Source organism: Microbulbifer jejuensis (assembly GCF_047289955.1).
Classification (GTDB): domain Bacteria; phylum Pseudomonadota; class Gammaproteobacteria; order Pseudomonadales; family Cellvibrionaceae; genus Microbulbifer.
The window spans coordinates 289,847-309,756 of record NZ_JBLBUB010000001.1 but is presented as its reverse complement, the minus strand read 5'-3'; the positions used below and the strand labels follow the sequence as shown (position 1 = coordinate 309,756).

Annotated in this window: 7 protein-coding genes; all 7 read right to left on the bottom strand. The window is 55.3% G+C overall.

Annotated elements, in window-relative coordinates; genetic code table 11:
* Window positions 1-7: 7 nt before the first annotated feature.
* The 7 genes from ACL7TT_RS01490 to ACL7TT_RS01460 all read right to left on the bottom strand — a co-directional run bounded on the left by ACL7TT_RS01490 (window position 8) and on the right by ACL7TT_RS01460 (window position 19,908).
* Complete coding sequence (locus tag ACL7TT_RS01490) at window positions 8-5,932, bottom strand: RHS repeat-associated core domain-containing protein (RefSeq protein ID WP_413392571.1); 5,925 nt, start codon at window positions 5,930-5,932, stop codon at window positions 8-10.
* A 1,209-nt stretch (window positions 5,933-7,141) separates the two neighbouring features.
* A complete protein-coding gene (locus ACL7TT_RS01485; protein WP_413392569.1) occupies window positions 7,142-16,597 on the bottom strand; it encodes an LPD38 domain-containing protein in 9,456 nt (3,151 codons plus the stop codon).
* An 84-nt stretch (window positions 16,598-16,681) separates the two neighbouring features.
* Window positions 16,682-17,998, bottom strand: coding sequence for a hypothetical protein (locus tag ACL7TT_RS01480; protein ID WP_413392567.1), 1,317 nt, complete (start codon window positions 17,996-17,998; stop codon window positions 16,682-16,684).
* Window positions 17,999-18,011: 13 nt separating this feature from the next.
* Window positions 18,012-18,299, bottom strand: coding sequence for a hypothetical protein (locus ACL7TT_RS01475; protein ID WP_413392565.1), 288 nt, complete (start codon window positions 18,297-18,299; stop codon window positions 18,012-18,014).
* On the bottom strand, window positions 18,299-18,766 hold the full coding sequence (locus ACL7TT_RS01470) for a hypothetical protein (RefSeq protein ID WP_413392563.1): 468 nt from the start codon (window positions 18,764-18,766) through the stop codon (window positions 18,299-18,301). The genes ACL7TT_RS01475 and ACL7TT_RS01470 overlap by 1 nt, the downstream gene beginning before the upstream one ends.
* 6 nt (window positions 18,767-18,772) lie before the next feature.
* Window positions 18,773-19,516 carry a hypothetical protein gene (locus ACL7TT_RS01465; protein WP_413392562.1) on the bottom strand — a complete coding sequence of 248 codons (744 nt, stop codon included), beginning with the start codon at window positions 19,514-19,516 and terminating at the stop codon, window positions 18,773-18,775.
* Window positions 19,513-19,908, bottom strand: coding sequence for a hypothetical protein (locus tag ACL7TT_RS01460; protein WP_413392560.1), 396 nt, complete (start codon window positions 19,906-19,908; stop codon window positions 19,513-19,515). Before ACL7TT_RS01460 ends, ACL7TT_RS01465 begins: the two co-directional genes overlap by 4 nt.
* Window positions 19,909-19,910 lie beyond the last annotated feature (2 nt).

Below are 19,910 nucleotides of genomic sequence, written 5' to 3'. Positions count from 1 at the left end.
CCAGCTCCTACTGACTTGGCCTGGTGCAAGTAGCAACACACTGATCCAATGCTCTAGCATCTGGAAATAGAGATGCAGCCCCAAGTATTGGTACTGATCGACCAAGAACCGTACTAAGTTTATTTGAAGTCAAGAAGCCGCTCTTAAGCGTTGGGGCTGGCAGCTTGATAGGCAAGCGTGTATTGCCAAATAATTTTCGAGCTGTGAGAGAGGCTGGTGAAGTCCCCTTACTTGATCCCTCCATTACAAAACGTTTATTTATTATTGGAGCCCCTGATGCAGCAACCCCAGCTTTAGCAACTGTATCAAGCCCTAAAACTTCTGACGCACACTCTATGGTGCACTGAAGATATTGACCGGGATCATTAATTAACGCCCCTATATCCTTGATCAGGTGTGGCTCTGTCTGCCCCTTTTGTGCAACACCAGAACCCGGTGATAGAGTGCGTACGTAAATATTAGCAGTTGAGGAGCCACCCTGAGCCAGATCAGCTAGATTAGCTAATTCAAGCCCCCCCAATATTTCATCTAAGAGATCCGCCAGACTCTGACTACCTACCTCTACAAGATTCTGATGTGTCGTTAGATAAAGTTGCCCATTAATCATTGCTGAGCCTCTAAAAAAAACTGGCCCCCATTTTAGTTCTGGTAACCTAGATCCAGTAACTTCTACCTCCTCGATCGGCTGTTCAGGATTATCTCCTTCACCATCAGTGGTTTTTTTGGTTTTTTTTCTCGGTGTAGGCCGCTCTTTTTCCTCCTCTGCTACATACCCACTAGGGTCAGTAAAACTCAAGGGATTATTAAAGACATAACTATACCGGTTCCAGCTCTGGCTGTAAGTGGGCGCCTGCACGATGGGGTCGGGGCTTAAGAACCTTCCGAGGGTCGGGTCGTAAATCCGCCCGTTCATATGGATCAGGCCGGTTCTGTCCAGGTGCTCGTGGCCGGTGTAACCGCGCTTGCTGGTCACGTGTTGCACCGCGAGTAGCTCCAGCGTCTGCTGCAGTCCCAGATCCCCGCTCCAATCGTCCTGGCGGCGGCTGCCATCGGGGTTAAAGGCGGTGCTCAAAATCTCCAGGCCATCCGCATCGGTAATTTTCTCCACAGAGCCCAGGTGATCCCGGTGCAGGTACTGATACTCACCGGTGGTACTTGCGGGGTCTGTGATCGCTATATGCTGCACCGAACCACTCAGGGTGGTGCGCTGAACCCGGCTAATCAATCCATCGTGAATGGGCCAAATTACTTCAAAGTTACCAACAATAAAGGCCTTTTCGGTTTTGAGTTGGTCGCCTTCCATCCAGTGGGATTCACGGTAAAAACGCTGCCCATCGGGGCCGTATTTGAAGCGGTCCCTGGCTGTCGGGGTGCTGTCGTTCTGGCTGCTGCCCAGCACAATCTCCGTGGGCAACTGCCGCGCATTCCAGCGGATCCATTTGTCGTCGCCTGAGGTGGCATCGTAGCGTTCTATGGCGCCGTTGGCATCGTAGTGCAGGCTGTGGGCCACGCCGTCGATGGTTACACTACTGACCGCATTGGGGCCGGCGTTGCCGGACTGACCATACTGGTAGCCGGTCACCTGGGTATCGGCACTATTGCTGGAGGTCTTGGAGAGAATATTGCCCAATTCGTCGTAGCGTGTGCTGAGCACCCGGTTGCCACCGGCCACGGTGGTGGCGCTCTGCAGGCGGTTCAGGCCATCGTAGGCAAAGTTTTCCTGTTTTTGCAGGGTTTGTGCGGCACTGTAGGTCAGGCGGCTCTCCAGGGTGCCGTTGGAACGCCAGCGGTAGGCATTGTTCTGCACCTGGCCACCGCCGGTATTGATGGTTTCCAGGCGCCCGGTATCCGGGTTGTAGGTGCGGTTGGTTACCAGGCCGTTACCGTAGGTTTCCTGTTCCACCTGGCCCCAGGCATTAATGTTATCAAACGTCTGCAGGGGGTTGTTGCCGGCGGCGTCGCTGCTGAGGCTCTGCAGATAGCCGCGCTGGTTGTAGCGGTAATGGCCCTCCACCCCATTGGGGTAAATGATTTTATTGGTGCGGCCCTGGCTATCGTAGCCATAGCGGTGCCGGTAGCTGGGGACCTGTCCATTGACATTCAACCGGGTCCAGATGTTATCCAGCTTGCTGTCTGTGCGATAGATGTACTCCTCAAGGAATACCTGGGTGCCGCTGTCGGTATAGCTGCGGTTCTTGAGGGCGCCAATCGCATTGGTGGCATCATATTCCCACTGGGCCAGGCCCTGGGCATCCTGTTGTTGCAGCAGGCGGCCCAGTTGGTCGTAGCGGTAGGTGATACTCTGGCCCTTGTTGTCGGTCTGCCGGTCCATTTCACCAAAGGCGTTGTAACCGCTGGTAACCGTGCCCAGGTTGGGGTCGGTGAGGCTGGTGCGGAAACCGGCCTGGTCCATCACAAAACTGGAGGCGATTGTGCCGCTGTCACCGATGACGGTTACGGTCTTCGGCAGGCCGCTGCCATAGTAGGTGTAGTCTGTGGCCACCGCCAGGCCGGTGGCATCGTCCACGGTTTTGGCCAGATCGCCGTTGAGGTCGTAGTAGCTCTCCTTCACCTGGGTGCTGGTGCCCCCCTCGCCCACCACGGATTCTGTCACGCGGACCTTTACCTGCTTGCCGCTGCTGCCGGTACTGGTGGCATAGTGGATGGCCACGGTGCCGCCGCCGGCCTTGTCGATTGTTTTGAGGCGGTGGCGCAGGTCGTATTCGTAACTGGTGATCGGCTTATTGCCATCAACCGCTGCCGCATCCTGGGCAAAGAAGGGCGCCGTTTCCAGGGCCAGGCGGCCCAGTTGGTCGTACTTAAACTCACGACGGGATACGTGATTGCCGGAGAACGCCTGGCTGTCCTGCTGTACCAGACGGCCCAACTGGTCGTAGTAGTACTCTGCCGTCGGAGTGATCGACGATTCGGTCTGCACCCAGTAGGGCACCTCGATGTCGCCAACGGTGGGGCAACTACCGTGGCAGAAATTGTACTGGCTGGTAAATGCAACACCGTCGGCATTGGTGCGGCGCACTGTGCGTCCGAAAGGATCGTACTCGATGCGGGTGGAGCGGTTGTTGGCATCGGTAATTCGGCTGGTGCTGCCAAAGCGGTGGTCGTACGCCATGGTGATGGTGTGGCCAAGGCTGTTGCTGAGGCTGGTGGGGTAGCGCCGGTCGGCAAATGCACCGTTCACCACCGTGCTGCGGGTCTGGGTACCGGTGCCATTGAGGGTGGCATCCACCTTGCCGGTGGCCGTTTCGCTTTTAATATTGCCGTAGGCGTCATAGGCATAGGTGACCGCCAGCTGGTATTTGGCATCACCGGGGTATTGGGTCAGTGTCTGCACCCGGTTGGTATTGCCGTAAGGGGTCATGGTGCTGCTGGCCACCTGGTCCGGTGTGCCGGTAATGGCGCCGGCGTAGTGGCGCTGCTCCTGGGCACTGGGGAAACCAATCAGCCAGTGGCCGCTGACACGGTTTTCCAGCAGGGCGGTGCTTTCCACACTGCGCCGGGGATTTCCGTAGACGCTAACGGGGATAACATCTCCCCACACACTCTGGCTTTCGCTGATCTGGGCAGATTGCACGGTGCGGCTGGTGCGCACACTGCCACTGGGCAATTCACCGGCACTCCCATAGCTGCTGGTTTGGGGGGTGGTATCGGTAATCGCATAGCCCAGGATCTCCCCACCTTCCAGCAGGGTATCCAGGCTCTGGGCCACATAGGGGTAATAGGTGCTATTGCCCCCGGCCGACAGTGCCAGGGCACTGTGGCTGATACGCCCACGCGTCAGCAGCTCGCCGAAGGTATGGTTGTTTTTATACTGCAACTGCCGCGCCACTTTGCCAAAGTGGGGAAAGTCCTGGCGGAACTGGCGGTAGGTGACGATATTGGCTTTGGTATCGTAAATCCGCTGGGCGCTATAGCCGAGAAAGCCCCAGTGTTTGTCACTGATGAGGCCCACCCCCTGGTAAGCGTACTCGGTAGTGTGCCAACCGTTGCCGTAAGCGTCCTCGGTACTGTGCAAATCGTTGCGGTAACCGTTGGAGCGGAGCATCTTCGTCACCACAGTGCGGTAGTCGCCGTCCACCGCCTCTACCGGGCTGGCATCGGGAATGGCACCGACGGAGCCAAACAGGGTTGTGCCCTCATCAAAGCGGCCCACTGCCTGCTCGCCGGGTTTATCGGAAATCCGCTCCAACTCAAACCTGGTCTGCGCGCCCAGGCCGTCGGTGACGGTCTCGATGCCCGTGGCAAAATCCTCCGGGTTGGCGGAGTCGGTCAGCTTCCAATCAAACTCCAGCGGGTTGAGGCACTGGCGGCCGCCGCCATTGGTGTTATAGGCACACAACTGTATCTGCTTGAGGCGGCGGTAATGCACCTGAACAGCGTCCTCAGGCTGCTCTTCGGAAACTGGCTTGATTGGACCAATGGGATCAATGGGACCAATAGGATCAATAGGAGCAATGGTATTAATTGGATTAGTCCTGATCGGATTGATCGATTTATATTCCCTCTGCAACACACCATTTTGAAGCGCGAACTGATACCCTGGATCAAAGTCCGCGGGCTCCTCTTCAGAAATCAGCTTGTACTCCCGCTGCAGCACACCATCGAGATGTACGCGGATATGGTGCAGCAGCACCAGCTGTTCCTGCTGGATATCCTGCACAGGAACCGGCGGCGCATCGGTGCGGGTGCCGTACTGGAATTCGATTTTTGCATCGCCCTGGTTGCCGTAAGTGATCTCCAGGGGATAGTTGATGCCCTCCACCAGATCGCGGTGGTATTTGTAGGCCATGGTATTGCCGAAGGCATCGGTGACTTTATTCAGGCTCCAGCCGAAATGGGGAGAGTCCTCAATCTTTAAACGGCTATTGCTGGTTGCGCCGTACTCTTCGATCGCGCCACTGGGCATTTTCACCCGAAACCAGAGTTTGTCCGCACTGTTTTTGTGTAATTCAATCAAACGGAAACTGTCGCGCAGGGTGCGATACGCTGCCCCCGCCTGCCAGTGGGTACCGGAAACCAATACCAGGGGTTCGCCATCCAGGCACAGGGAATCCTGATTATTCAAGCGCACTCTATCACTGCTGGGCCGGTTAACCACACAGCGGCGGATACTGCTCAAGCCGCCCACGCGCCAACCGTGACCGAGAATATCCTCCGGCAGGGCTTCATTCATACGCTTGTTAAAACGGGCACTGGTATAGCGCAGGGACAGGTTCGGTTGCAGTCCGTTGACGCCGGGCGCCACTTGCACAGGTACCGTGATCATGGCACTGCCGGAAACGCTGACATCCGCATTGTAAGCCAGGGTTCCGGGGGTGTTTGGAGCTTCGGTGGTTACCGCCGGTAACTCATCGGTGTTTTCCAAACTATGCACCTTGATCCAGGAGCTCAATACGGATTTGCAAGCAAAATCATTACAGGCATCCAGCTTGTAACGGTAACTGCCGGGGGCACTGGCCCCAGCAAAATAGCTGGTGCCCGATGTAGTGACTACTTTCCAGCAGTTGCCATCGGACTCCACAGCACAGCCACTCTCATTTTGTCCCAGGCGCATCCGCTTTAGCCGGTAACTGCTGGCGCCGACATCTACCCAGGTGATGGTGTGATCCAGGTTGTATACATGATTGGGCAAGTTGTCGGAAAACCTGGGTGTGGGGGGCGTGGGTGGATTGAGCTGTTTGGTCGGCGACCAGGCACCGCAGCCGGAACTGTTACAGGCCCTGGCTCTGAACTTATAAACAGCGGCGGTGATATCCCGGCCCGTGGTCGCCTTGCTGATAGTGACCAATGTGGTTTTTCCAAGATTGGACCCATCGAGACTGCCCACAAAAGGCACATAGCCATAGCCGCTGCCACCCACACTCCACTGCAGCTGATAATGGGTGATAGGGTCCGAGGCATCGGGGTTACCCACAGAACTCCATTTTAATGGGAAACTGGAGCCCGGCAGTGTACTGCCACCGGGCTCCACCCAATGGCCAACCTTGCCTGGAAGATGCTTAACAGTAATTGCGGGAGAAGTGTTCCAACTGCTGTAATTGTAAAAATTACCAACTTTGGCATAGGCGCGAACCCTGTATCTGTACTGGCCGCTAGGCAGGGTGCCAGTAGAGGGGAGCGCTACTGATCGGGTACCAAGACTCACTTTCGGGCAAGTGCTTTCAGTCTGCCATACCCCATCTTTTTCTTGGCACCATTGGTAGCCGCTAACTAGAGGGCCCTGTGAGGATGCCCCCCACTGCAAGGTGTATTTGCCATCGGTATCGGTGGATCCATCCTCTACGGTACTGGCGTTATAGCCGATGCTAGGCGGGGTGTTCGGTTTAAAGGCAACGTTGACTGTAAGTGTGTCAATTTTTGACCTTATGAACGAGGTTCCAGGACAGGAGCCTGCAGCCTCAGTCTGAAAGTTTAAACCAAACCGACTATCATCAGGATCGCCTCCAAAGCCAGGATCACCCGGGTGGGGGTTGGGATCTCTCCGACAAGTTTCGTACCAGTACTCGTAGCGGTATTGAGCTGAAGAGGTTACCGAAATTGATTTGCTGAGAGCTCCTTGCGGAGAATATCTGAACAACGAAATATTGCGGGTAAATACTCCATTTTTATACTCTTGAAGATAAGCGCTCAAAGTATAGTAGGTGGAAATCGACCCAGTTGGCAGGGTATATGTAAGAGTATATTTACCATCCGCGTCGTTACCTGGGCCATTCAAACTATCTGCCGAGGCATTCGATACCAAAACGCTCAAAAAAAACACTAAGCAAAATACAATAAACTTCATATACCCAACCACTATTTTATTTTTTAAATCTTACACAGGTGGGCAGGCATTCTACTTTTCAGAAAACAAGTTGCAACTTTTAATATTGCTAAAATTCCAATTTTTATCTAAAAAAACACTTCGAACAGTTTTTCAGTAGGATGCATCAGATTTCTATGTCAATCGGCGAGCAAGTTGGTACTTCTACTCCACTTAGTATCCACCCAACACTTCGCAGTTTTCAGGAAGAAATGTGTAGGAACCACGGGCAGATACTGAGACAATAAGCTTTTCAGATCCAATTAACGTAGCACCAGCCCATGGACTTAATAAAAGCTATTTTCGCCAGAATGTCCAACATTAAAAAACCGCCTCAGATCTTTGCGAGGCCCTGGCAGCCACCGCATTGACTTTCTCCTGAATCACATCCAGCTTTAACTGCTTGGCCTTGCGCGACACATCCTCCGCCAAAATACGCTCGCGCCGCTTGCGCAATTCGCTCAGGTGCCGGCTGGCTTGATTCAGTGGACGGCGCTGGGCCAGCTTGTTGCGGTGCTCAGTAATGAACTCTGCTCTTTCCCGGCCTCGCAGCTCCTTCAGGCTGGCCGCCAGTTGACTCACTTCTTTCAAGCGTTCATAGAGATCGTTGGTATATTGGGTGCTGTAAGGCGGCCTGGTGCCGCGGTAAAAGCTCTTCAGTACCGGAATGTCCGTAGCCAGAAACTCCCCCTGATTGGGCTTGCCCTGTGCCAGGGACACCAGCATATCAGAGACAGACAGCGCATAGGCCCCCATGGTGCCCGTATAGCCCACCCAGAAGTGCTCCATCTGCTTTGGGGACCAGCCGACTACTTGGGCCAATGACACCATCGTATCGCTGGTAAAGCTGTTGTAGCGGTCTTTGGGGAGCTTGCGCTGGTCTCCCAGGGATTCAATGGGCTTGTCGAAGTGGAACGAGCGGTTAGCGTACAGCTCCACCGCGGGCAATAGCATCTGCGGAGTGATATTGAAGCCCAGGGTTTCCAGCAGCCCATGCTTCATACTCCACAGCAATTTCTCGTCCGGCTGATTATCCAGTATCCAAGTGTGCATCATACGCTCGGGAATGGTGCCGGCGAGAATGCCGATTTCAAACGGCTTCGGCACACGGAGATGGTGATCCCCCATGAAGATATGCCAGTAGGCATCTTTCTCCCAGTCCGGCAACGACTGATAGTGCTCATCGTCATCATTCCACAGCGCCAGCGCGGACGATACCAGTGCGATCTTGGCCACTGCCATGCCCACCAGCGGGTCCATACGCCAGGTCCAGGGTTTGTGCAGTTCCCCTTTGAGTTCGCCAGCACGTATCAGTTTTGACAGGCCCTGCAGGCGGGCATTCAGGAAAGGCACCACATCGGTCAGAACATTCATTGCCGCCCAATTGCCGCGCAATGAGTAGTCCATTAAATCTTTGGCCTCGAAGGCCGCCTGTGCCTTGGACTTGCCTGCTTCCAGTGCAGCCTTGTAAGTAGCGAGGCGGTTGGAATTCTCAAGCTTGTCTCCCTTTTCCCGATACCATTGCCACGCCTGCTGTACCTTGGACCAACCCGCTTCTCCCACATCAATCACGCTATCCATGTGATTGTCGATCTCAGTGCGCGAGAGCCCCTTTTTCTTCAGGGCACGGCGGATCATCTGCGCCCCTTCCTCCGGATCACCACCGTGTACATAACCGCCCTGGAAGGAGGCGTTGGTGGCTGTCATCGCCCAAAACTCTTCATCTTCCTTCGCGGCAGCGGTGATACCGGCCACTGTGTCTTTGCCGAATACAAACCCATCCTTGTTGATCGCCCAGGCGTGGGCCGCATCGCGCACCAGGTTCCGCAGCATAAAATCCGGGCTGGCAGTAACCCCAGTGGTCAACAGACGTTTGAACCCGCGGGCGGCACGAATCGGCATCCAGTTGATTCCGTTATCGGAGAGATGCACCAAGCCCCGTAACAGCGCTGGATCATTGACCCGGTAATAGGTGTTCCTGCCATTGCGTTGCACCCGAATCACCTCCGGGTCTGTGGGTGCTGTAATGGCCCATAGTTTCTCGAAGCCACTGCTGTCCAGTTGGTTCAGTTCATGCAGCACTTCCAGTTCACCGGCCTCCGGCAGTCCCAGTTGGTCCGCCATCATTTCCAGATAGGCTCGATCGGCCTTGATACGCTTTACCACTTCGGACCTTGGCACAATCGCGGCGGTGTATTTCAAGCTTTCGTCGCTCAGGTAATCCGTGCCCTTTAGGTTATCCACCGTTTTCAGCAATGCCCTGTTTTTCATGGCGGCATCAGCCAGTTTCATCCAGTTGGTGAGGATGTTCTGCAACAGGTCGTTGGTGGAAGTCGCACCGCCTTTCAGTGCCTTGATACCGGCGCTCTGGTGACTGAGCCCGCGCTTGGTACGCGGTGCCAACAAACCATTGCCGTCCAGTTCCTGGCGGTAGAAAGGGATATACCATTCGGAAGCCCACTTTCTGCGGGACTTGGGATCAATCAGCCCTGCTTCCTGAGCCAGGTCCAGCATGGCCCGGTTCAAGGCGCTATAGGCCCGCTTCGCCTCCAAAAACCTGGCTTCCCGTCCCCGGTTCAATACCAGCAGCTCGGCTATATCGCGCTTGGATAGATTTTTCTCGCGGCCCTGCAGCATCAATTCCCTGGCGCGGTTGCCACCCATCCAGCCCAGCCAGTCGTTCAGGTCCGGGCCCAGCGCCTTGAAAATATCCAGCAGGCCCTGTGTGCCCTGCCGGTACTGCGTGACGCCCTCTTTCCATTCCAGGCCGCCCTTGTGCAGGATATGGAACATCACATCGGCAATACCGGAAGCCAGGCGGGCACCCACATAACCGGAACCGGCGAAATCCCCGGCGGCTATGCCCTTGCCCACCGCCTCCTCTGCACGCTGAATGCCCACCAGACCGTCGAAGGTGCCTTCGTAGGTACGCGCCTTTGCGCTGGTCCAGGCTTGACGAAAATTGGCAGTTTGAAAACGATTGATCAGGCGGCGGATACCGCGGGCTTCGGATTTGCCCAGACCCAGGCGGGCCAGGGCTTCGTCGGTGGCGGGATCGGAAAGGGAGTATTGAAGCCTTACCAGTGGCCTTGGTAACTTCTGGCTAATTGAAGCCAGAGCCAGTCCCCATGCTTTTTGATCTGAGGCTCCCATAAAGGCAGATGTGAGCGCCGCCCTTTTAAGCGACGTGCTTCCAAATATCTGCCGACCCAGATTCTCGGGCCCGCGCGTTCGGAATGCAGAAGCTCCCAAAGCTCGGACTCTTTGTCGGTACCGACCAACAGACTCATCAGCCAGTCCGTTAAAGAAACGGTCAGGAACGGCGTCCCCTGCCCTTCCTCGGTGCTCTCTTTCTCCAACTTTGCCAGCAAAGCTCCGAGCGAATTCGAATCGGCCATTTTCAAAGCTGTAGCGGACATACTCTATCTCCGGCAGCAGGCTGGAAACATTATGATAGGACGCCTCCAGAAGTCGGCGCAAATTCTCCGTGTCGGAATCCCCAAAGCGCAGCGGCTGCACCCATTCCATCCCGTCGTCAGGATGTTCCTGCCTTGGATGTGGGTGAACGTGCCTGGTGGAGCCGAATTTCAAGGCGCTGGACAGCATGTGCTCGGTACGTCGCAGCATGGCTGCATCGCTCAGCCCCTCGGGATCACCGATAAACACCTTGCCATTGTTATGGGCATAGTTGCCGACAACGGCATAGATATTCTGGCCACCGCCCAGGCCCGCATCGAGACGGGAGACATTGATCCACACTTCCCCGTCGCCGTTCTCCAATACCTCCACCGGCTTGTACAGGGTCTTTCCGTCCTTACCCTGCTTTTGCTGGGGTACCTTCAACAGCCAGTGCCGCATCACCTCCTTGCCCCGTGTGCTGTTACCCTCAGCAACATTCTCCAACCGAATACCAGTATCCGTTTCACGCAGTATGTCGGCCAGATTTTTCGCATCCGAAGGCGGTACCCGGAACAGGTCATCGTGGCCGGCCAACAATTTCCATAGCGCTACCACATAGTCGTTGGCGCGGCGCTTTGTGGCATAACGAACGCCATGCTCCTTTCCTTTACCATCGGCACCGCGGCGCAAAGCCCGCTTCCCCCTGGCCAGAAGTTCCACAATATCCGCTTCGGTCCATCTGGAGTTAAAGCCCACCTGGCGCAACCAGCGGCGCACTATGGCAATGATGTTCCTGAGTAACGTGTTGTGTGAATCGTTCTCTGCCAGGTGCGCCACATATTCATCCGCCAGCCTGCGCCTGGCCTCGGGGCCGCTCAGCCCCTTGAGTTGGCTGTGGTACTTGCTTTGCAGCGTATCGCGCACGTCCATCGGCATGTCCCGATAGATTTCCGTCAACACCGGGTCCAGGCGTTTTTTTAGAGTCGCACGAATGCCCTTGTGCCCTATCACCTCATGCAAGTAAACACGCGCAGCATCGGCGGGATGGTTAAGGTTGCCGGCCACAATATAGGCGCTGCCACTCTCCGCATGGTAGAGGCCGCGCACCTGTCCGCTCACGCCATCCGCCTCAATCTGCTGGCGCAGTGCCGCAGGCAATCCGGATTCATCCGCCACCACCTTGGCATCAACGCCTACCGATTGCTTAATCCGACTGAGCGCGGCCTTGGCTAATTCTGGTTTAATGCCTTTGCCAGTACCCAGAGAATACAGTGCAGCGCTTTTTTCTGTATCTTGCGCCTTCGCTGAATTCACAAAGGTATCGACGTCTTCCTCAGGCTTCTCGATCACTACCAGGTTGGTTTCTACACCCGTGCTGTTGAGAGAATCCTTAAAACTGCCGGATGGCAGCTCTGACACAGTAGACTCCAGGTCTTCCAGCCACTTGCGGAAACCCTGCGCCTTGCTGTCGCTACGGAAATGGATACCGCGACCGGTAATAGCCACCAGTCGCCCACCCGGTTTCAGAAACTGATAGGCATGCCGCACATGGTCGGCATCCTGCCCCTTACTGAAAGGCGGGTTCATCACAATGCGATCGTAGCGCTTTTGGCTATCAAGCTGCATAAAATCCCGACCCACCAGAGTGTGCCCTTTTTCTTCGAGAATTTCCCGTAGGTTGCTGGACTGCTCCACCGTATCAACATTGGCTCCCGCATCTCGCGCAGCATCGGCGAGAGCACCGTGCCCTGCAGAAGGTTCCAGTACCTCCATGCCCGTCTGAATATCGGCCTCGTCAATCACGCGCTTGGCCAACTTCGGCGGGGTCGGATTGAAGTCGATGCCGACGCCCTTGCGTCCCACCAGGGAGCGCTCAAGTTCTTTCAGTCGGTTGGCTTTCTTTTTCTCGGTGCCCTGCTCAACGACATCCAGTTCACGCAGGGCCTGGCGCAATTGATGCAAATCCTCAATGCCCATGCGGCCCAGGCGTCCGCCCTGGCGCACCTGATCCAGAATATTGGGTGCTGAGTGATGCCCGTCACTGCCAAAGCGGTCGGCGTATTCCCGCAGCTTGACCAACGTTTCCTCCCATTGATGCCCAAGGAGCGGCTTCAGCGGGCCAAAACTTTTTTCACGGCCGCGCAGTGTATCCACGGCCTTTTGTAAGCGCCTGCCTGTCTGTACAAAACCCTTGCGCTGCTGCATATCCTCCGCCAACCACTTGAGTGGGCTGACGTGGGCGATAACTTCCGGCATCTTGGCATGGCGCACCACTGCATTGATGTCAGCAGGTTTTAGGGGCTCGCTGACGCCCTTGTTGTTGGTGCGCTTTTCCGTATCCGGCAGGCTGCGCACATAGGCATGGTAGGCTTGCCCAAAGACCCCCTGTAGTTCATTGAGCTGGGTCATTGTCGAAAGCCTCGACAGCACCGGCGCATTGCCAGCTTCTGCGGCTTTAGCGATTCGTCGCAACAAACGACTCTCATCAATTTGTGCGCGGGCGCGGGCATCGGCATGGGCTGCCATGGCCGCACGCCGCGTGGTATTTTCCTTGCGCTCAACCTGGAGTGCCGCCTCTCCGGTGGCTTCCAATCGGTCAGCCAGTTCCGCCACTTTGGTAGTGCGCTTTTTCAGTTTGCGCTGCTGGCGCTCCTCAACCCGCACGGCGTTGTCCACGGCTTCACCACCGATCACCTTGAGGAAATCGGCCCGCGCTTCCTCGCTGTTAAACTGGAAACCCGGTACCGCACCATTGCCCCGATAATTGGAGTAGTAGCCGCCCAGTTGCTTGGCCACTTTGTTGAGTTTGTGGTACTCCTCACGCGGTAAACGCTCGCCTGTGAGTTTCACCACATAAAGGTCGTGGCCTTTCTTGGTATGGGTAGTGTCTATGGTTTCGTAGGCAACGGAACCCTCCATTTGCGCACTGACCTGGCTGCGCTCTTTCACCAGCTGTACGCGCTGCTTTGCCTCCACCTGGGTGCGCAGTCGGTCGTATTCTGCCAACTGGCCGTCGGTCAACTGGTCTTCCCCCCGGTGAAGCACCAATGCCCGGTAGTCCTCCAGGTTCTTCGGGCTTTCCAGCTGCTGTGATAACTTTGCTTCGGCTTCCTTATTCTCCCGCTCTGCCTGTTGCCGGCTCTCGGCAAATCGCTGTAAATCCTCCGCACTGGTGCTGCGGGCAATATCCACGGTTTTTTGCCACTGCTCACGTTCGGCCTGTGCCGGGTCATCACCAACCCCAAAGGTTAAACTGGGTGCGTTCCTGTCCAGCAGATAGAGGCTCAGCAACCGCTTTTTAACCGCCCCAACCAACTCCGGTTTTTTCAAATCCACTTTCCAGCGGAAGCCCGCCATATTCATCAATTGTGATTTTTTGTACTGGTTGAGCCGGCTGGTCACTTCTTCCAGGTTGTCGAGTAGCGCCTTCAGGCCCGCCTGGAATTCCTGAATACTGGCCTTACCGGTGCGCAGCTGTTTGCTCAGGTGGTTGTGGAAATTGACTGAATAGGGACCACCTTTGAGGTCTTTCTTAGGGGTGTCGGCGTGGGAGGAAACGGGTTTAAAATCCGCTTTGCTCTCCGTGGTTTTAAATTGTTTCTCAGGAGGTTTGGCTGCTTTATCTACGCCAGTTTCCTGCGATGACTTGCGCAGCGTCCCAGCAAGCGGCTGCTTGGTATCGCCTTTCAGCCAGGTCTTGAACGCCGGCATGTCCATGGCCGTTACCGGTCCGACCTTCCACCCCTTGTCATAGGCCCCTTTGTAGCCGGCAATGGCCTTGGCTTTGTCACTGAATCCCAACAGGACTTTATGCTCATCAAAGCTGCCGTCCTCGTTCACCTGATCCAGCACAAATACCCGTTCGGAATCCACATCAGGCCCCACGAAAACATCCACATGGTCGCCGTCGGCACCCTCGGTTTTGCGGATATAGCCGTAGTGGTGAGGCAGTGTGTTTTCCCAGCGCTTGCCGTTTAGACTGGTGCCGGAGCGGACAGAGCCGCGGGGGTTTTCGATGGAAAGTTCCAGGCCGTGCAGCTTGACTTTGCCCACTTTGTAGTTGCCCGCTTCTTTCTGGGCATCTGTCGGTTCCGGCAAATTGTTATGCGGGCTGGTGGCGGCTTCCCTGGCAGCCGTTTCGATTTCCTTATCGGTTGATGTCAGTCCTTCAGGTTCGGGTCGTTGAGTATCGGTCGCAGTCGCTCCATTATCCGCTTGTTGCGCTCCACCTTCTTGCGCTCTTGCTCTTCTCGATAGCGCACCCGCTCGCGATTGATCTCCTCCCGTGTGGGTTCCCTGTACTCCGGCTTTTTGGATTTGCTCATACAATGCCTCGGCGTGCTGTTTTAGGGGAAGTTGTTGCGCAATCAACTGTGTCAGGGTTTCGTGGGATACACCGGCTTTCAGCGCCTCCTCTTCCAGCATCGCATAAGTACGCGGTCCATGACTATCGGCAGGATCAAAGCGAAAGCGACCCTTTTCATCGTACCAACTCCGATCATCGACAGGGTCGAAAACCCCCTCACCATGGTACCTTTCCGTCAGCTCTACCGATTCTCGATCCAGACCGTTTTCCACTTCATAGACGTCCATCAAGGATTCGATGGCACGTTGTTGACGCGGACCCAGCTTTTCGCCCTGCAGAGCTTTATATACGGCCTGGCGGACATAATTGACAGACGCCAGGTCCTCACTGTTTTGAAACCACTCAGGATTGACACTGGATGTGCGCCCATTAATGCTGCCACGGGTATCCCGCTGATAGGACACATCACCGCCGGGCACAAGTTCACGTGCCAAACTCTTCACAGCGGATCGATAGCGGCGATTGGAAAACCTTGCACTCAGGCCCTGGGCCTCCACTTTTTTTACCGCCTCAACTTCTGGAAGACCATCAACCAGCGTATTCGCCGTTTGAAATTCCGCTTCCCGGTCTAAAGAGCGGTTATCATTTTCCCGCTCATTACGGGCAATACGTTCCTCCAGCGCGCGGGATTTAGCCTCAAGCTGCGATGGCGGTTCATACGCAACCCCTGCGCTCTGCGATTCCTTGGGCAACAATTTCAGGATATTTTCCTGCGGAAGCGCTACCCGCTCAAACTCGATACCGTTTTCCGCTGGCTTTTCTCGCGAGGCTTCCAACGACTGCATATCCTGCGCATAGGGTGTGTAATCAACCGTCCCTTCCTGTGGAGCACTCGTCTCTGGCATGCTGGTACTATCAAGGGGCAATACCACATCAAAATTGGGATTAATCTGTTGTCGCGCAGCTTCCAGACTTTGCACATACGACGCTTCCTGGTTCATCTTGAGGATTTCCGCTTCAATCTCGGATTCCAGATCTTCCGTACTCTGTGCCTTGCGCTGCTTTCTGGCTTTTATCTCCTCCTCGATTTTCTCTGGTGTGCGAGGCAATAAGCCCGTCGCCACGGCTGTCTGAGCGCCAACATTAACTACCGCACCAGTACCTCCACCTGCTACAGCGCCAGCCAAGCCACGATCAACACTCTCAACAGCCGACCAATCTTTGTCAGTATCCAGCGTTTCGCCAGCGTAATCAGATTGCTCCTGCACAAACTCGGTACCGGCCTCTCTCTTTGCAGCCCCGACTACACGCTTGGCAGATTCTTTCAAGCTGCCAGCCCCACCGACATTGACAGCACCTTTGGCACCGATCCGCTCCAGAACTGCAGAGGCGACCGCAGGGACCAGAGCTTTCCCTAACTCCGTACCATCAACCTGGTTCTTGTCCCTGGTATTTTCTACGCGGGTTTCAGCGATCTCCTCTGTTCGCGATGCAACATAGGCAGGCAGCGTCGTGAGGGCCGCAGCCATGTCGGCAATGGAACTACCGGACTGCTCGACGATATAGCCCGCCAGGTTTTCAGCACTGACATCGCCTTTCAGCCTTTCCCATGTAAAAGTGGGTCGATAGTCCAGATCTATGTCATTGAGTAATTGGCCACCCTGGTTCAGCACAGAGTTAAGGTCTTTCTCGTAGGGCTTTTTGCCCCGCCACAGTTGCACTCCTTCATCACCCCAGGAGACACCAGCATTCGGGAGATTCAGATCCTCGGTAAGATATTTCTCACCGATAACGGCTACATTACCAATAAACTGCAACAGATTGCCGCTAACCTCTCCGGCCCGTTCACCGAAATTGCGCGATGCATTGTTTAACCAGCCGCGATCCACTTTCGGGCCTGTCACAGCCGCCCCAGGCTGGACCCGCCCCGGAGCAACACCTGAAGGATCTCGAATTGCAATAGAATTGTCCTGCTGTTGATCAAACTGGTCAAAGAAATTACCTTCGGTGGACTGCTGTTGCGAAGGTTGATCGGCAGGTGCAGGATCGAACTGGTCGAAGAAATTGGCCATTGCATTACATTCCAGTAGGCATACGAAAGACGCCCCCTGTCTTGGGACAGAGGCGATTACATTAAGCAGAAGGGATGGCGGTGTTTAGCCGCCGGAACGGGGAACTTCGGGGAGACTGGCAGTTTGGTTTATGTACTGTTCGTAGCCCTCTGGCACAAAGCCGTATTTTTTGTAAAACTGGGCTGCCAGGTTTGGATTGGCTGACAAAGCTTCCATAGCTGCCGATGGAATTTTACTTTGGTCACCACTCACACTCGGACCCGTGTTCTGCTGACCTGCCATTTGCTGGCCACTGCCTTCCCCGGCGCCGTGCAAATTCAGATACTCCTGAATAAAATACTGCCTTGCACGCTCTCTACTTCCGCCCCAAGGTTTGAAGTCAGAGTCATCACTGGAGAACCATCCCGCACTCTCATTGATGCGTGCGTCCGCATAGGCTTCGGCCTTGGGCATTAACCCCGTCCTTCCCTGCGGCGCTTCCAATGGGATCACCTCATTGGTTTCGGGATCAACACGCACAAGTTTTTCACTAAAGCCATCCTTACCCTTCACGGTCTTGATAATCGGCTTTTCCGGTCCGCTCAGCTTTCTGGGGTCTTCCAGGTATTTAATGCGCGCAGAGAGTGATTGATATTCGTCGCTATCCGGCTTGACCTTTGCACGTGCTACCAGCAGCCTCTCCAGCTCGGTAGTGTTTTTAGTTGGTTCCGGGTCTTTCAGTTTGCCACGACTTCTCAGGTAGCCCTCGGGGTCTTTGAGGATTATTTCCACACCACGATCATAAGCCATGGCACGCTGCATCAATCCATCTATCGGATACTGGCGCACAGGATCGTCATCGGCTGTTGATTGATTTTCAGTTTTCGGTACTACCTCGCCATTACGCCGCACTCCGATTACCACCGTACCCGGCTGCTTGCCACGGGTAACCCCAGCCACGCCTTCCAATTCGTCGGCGACTTGGCTCTGCTCAATCAGATCGGGGCTGGTAAACTGTACCGCCCGTGCTGTCTGTGGTGCCTCCAGACGTTGCGTGCCGTTTTGCAACCCGGCAATGCTGCTGCGCAAATTCTGAATTTCTTCAAAGCGCGGGTCGCTCGATAGATCAAACTCCCTGCCATTTTTCCTCGCATCCAACGCCGCCAGCGCTACTTGATCCATAAAATTGTAGTAACGATCTTGCAGTTTCATCCTATACTCGGCTTGCTGCTGCTTCCACTGCGTATCTCTCCTGGCATCTGCCAGACCGCGCTGACTTCTGGTATAGGCAAGCTCTTCTTCTGCCAAAGTATCGGCTTTGGCCTGACGCTCCCGCTGTATCCGGCGATCTTTCACGCCCTCCATAAAACTGAAGCCCTGCATAAAACCATTGGCCGCGTTGGCCGTGCTTAATCCTGCCATAGTGATTCCCTCCTTAAAAAAGTTCGCTTGTTGCCCAGCCAGCCAGGGCACCCAGCGCTGCGCCATACAACATCCCCATAGGCCCGGCAAATGCACCACTCTTCGCACCAGCGGCCATGGAGGCGCCAATACCAGCACCAGCACTGACATTTGTAGACTTCTGCTGCTTCTCAGCCATCTCCAGCTGGTCGTTGCGCATTTCGCGCTGACGCTCATTCTGAGCCACCTTTTCCATGCCCTGCATGGCGTCCCGCTTGACACCACGGCCAACGCTGATTAACCCGTAGCTTCCACTCATCATTAACGACCCTCGCTAATAGCTTCTCTCAGTCCGACGGCACCGGCTCCAGACATCACCTGTTGCTGGCGATCCTGTACATGCAGTCGGGTATTGTTTCTTGCAGCCAGCTTCGCGGCGGTTCCACTGGCGGCATTGGAACGGCTTTCACTGGCCTGCTCGCGCGGACTCATCGACAACCCATAGCGACTGCGATCCCGCTGCAAACTTTCTTTTGAAGTAGCAAAGCTCTGCTCCATAGCAGAGCCCGCCCGGTCCACGGCCTCAGTGACTGCCTCGGGATTGGTGGCAAAGTCGATGGCCTTGTCCTCGTAAGGGGCAAAGCGGTTCAAATAGTCCTGCCACTCGGCGCGGTAAATTCTCGCCAGGGTGTTCTCGGCGCTACCGTCGAAATACACCCCACCGCGACCATAGTTGGCACCTTGCCGCTGATCACGCACCCCATTGATTGCACTGTCTAATGCACCCATGCTGAATTACCCCACTACCTGGTCGTAATTAAGACCGATTCTCGCGGTCTGGTTTTCTGGAAGCTCTGTGGTCAATCCATAGCCTGCGGGCTTTTTCTGGGCGTTATCAAGTCCGTAGCTGGTGGCTACACCGGCAACATTGCCCACCATTTGTTGTGTCATGGCAGACTCGTTAAATGCCTCAGCAGCGTCACTGCCCGCTTTATCTGCTGCAGCATCTGCCAAACCGCCAAGGCCCGCTGTCGCCGCGGCAGATTTTCCCTGCCCCATATTGACGATATTCTGCACCCCGGTGACATATTCATCTTTTTGGCTGTTGCCAGCCCTGGTCACCGTCTCCCCGGTGGATTGCCCTTCGGCAACCGCCATAGAGTTCGTGGCAGCTTTGAATTTCCCGCTATTGGGGTTGATGCCTGCAGAAGCCAGATTGCCCTGAAGATCCTCTTTCGCTTCACTGAATTTGGCCCTGCTGTGCTGGTTCGCCGAGCCCTCGGCAAAATCCATGGCGGCTTTACTGTCCTGTGCATCCACCCGGTCCATATAACCCTGCTCAAGACCAGAGTATTTCTGCTGATAGTGATTCCACTTCTGCGCCACCACATCCGCAAAGGCTTTTTCATCGGCAGTTTCCTTTACCTTGCCATCCCCCCCTTTGTGAAATACCCGGCGGAATCGGAAAGGCTGGAAAGTTTCAAACTCGCCGGTACCGGGCAATGCCGGTATCAGCGCGCTATCGCTCATATCAATCACAATGGAATTCTCCAAATAGTAAAATCATACTCAGTATGATGACGCTCAAAACCCAGACGCCGGGCAAACTGGTCGAGGACCGGCAGCACCGTCCAGAATTGGATACAGCCTGCATCCACCTCCCGCGCCAATGCCTTCACCTGCGGCAGATGGGTACGGATTGCATTACCGCGTCGGCTGTAGGCCACCCAGACCTCGATTATTTTTTCTTCCGCCTCAGCTTGCGGGCGCAGCACACAGAAGCTGTCTTCATCGGTAAACAAAAAAGCCCGTTTATTGGCCAGGGCATACACGATTTGAGAGAGCATGTGCGGCACACCGCAGCGCTTGCCAATGGCATCAATGGGGTTTTTATAACGGATCAAATGCTGGAAGGGTTGCAGCTGCAACATGG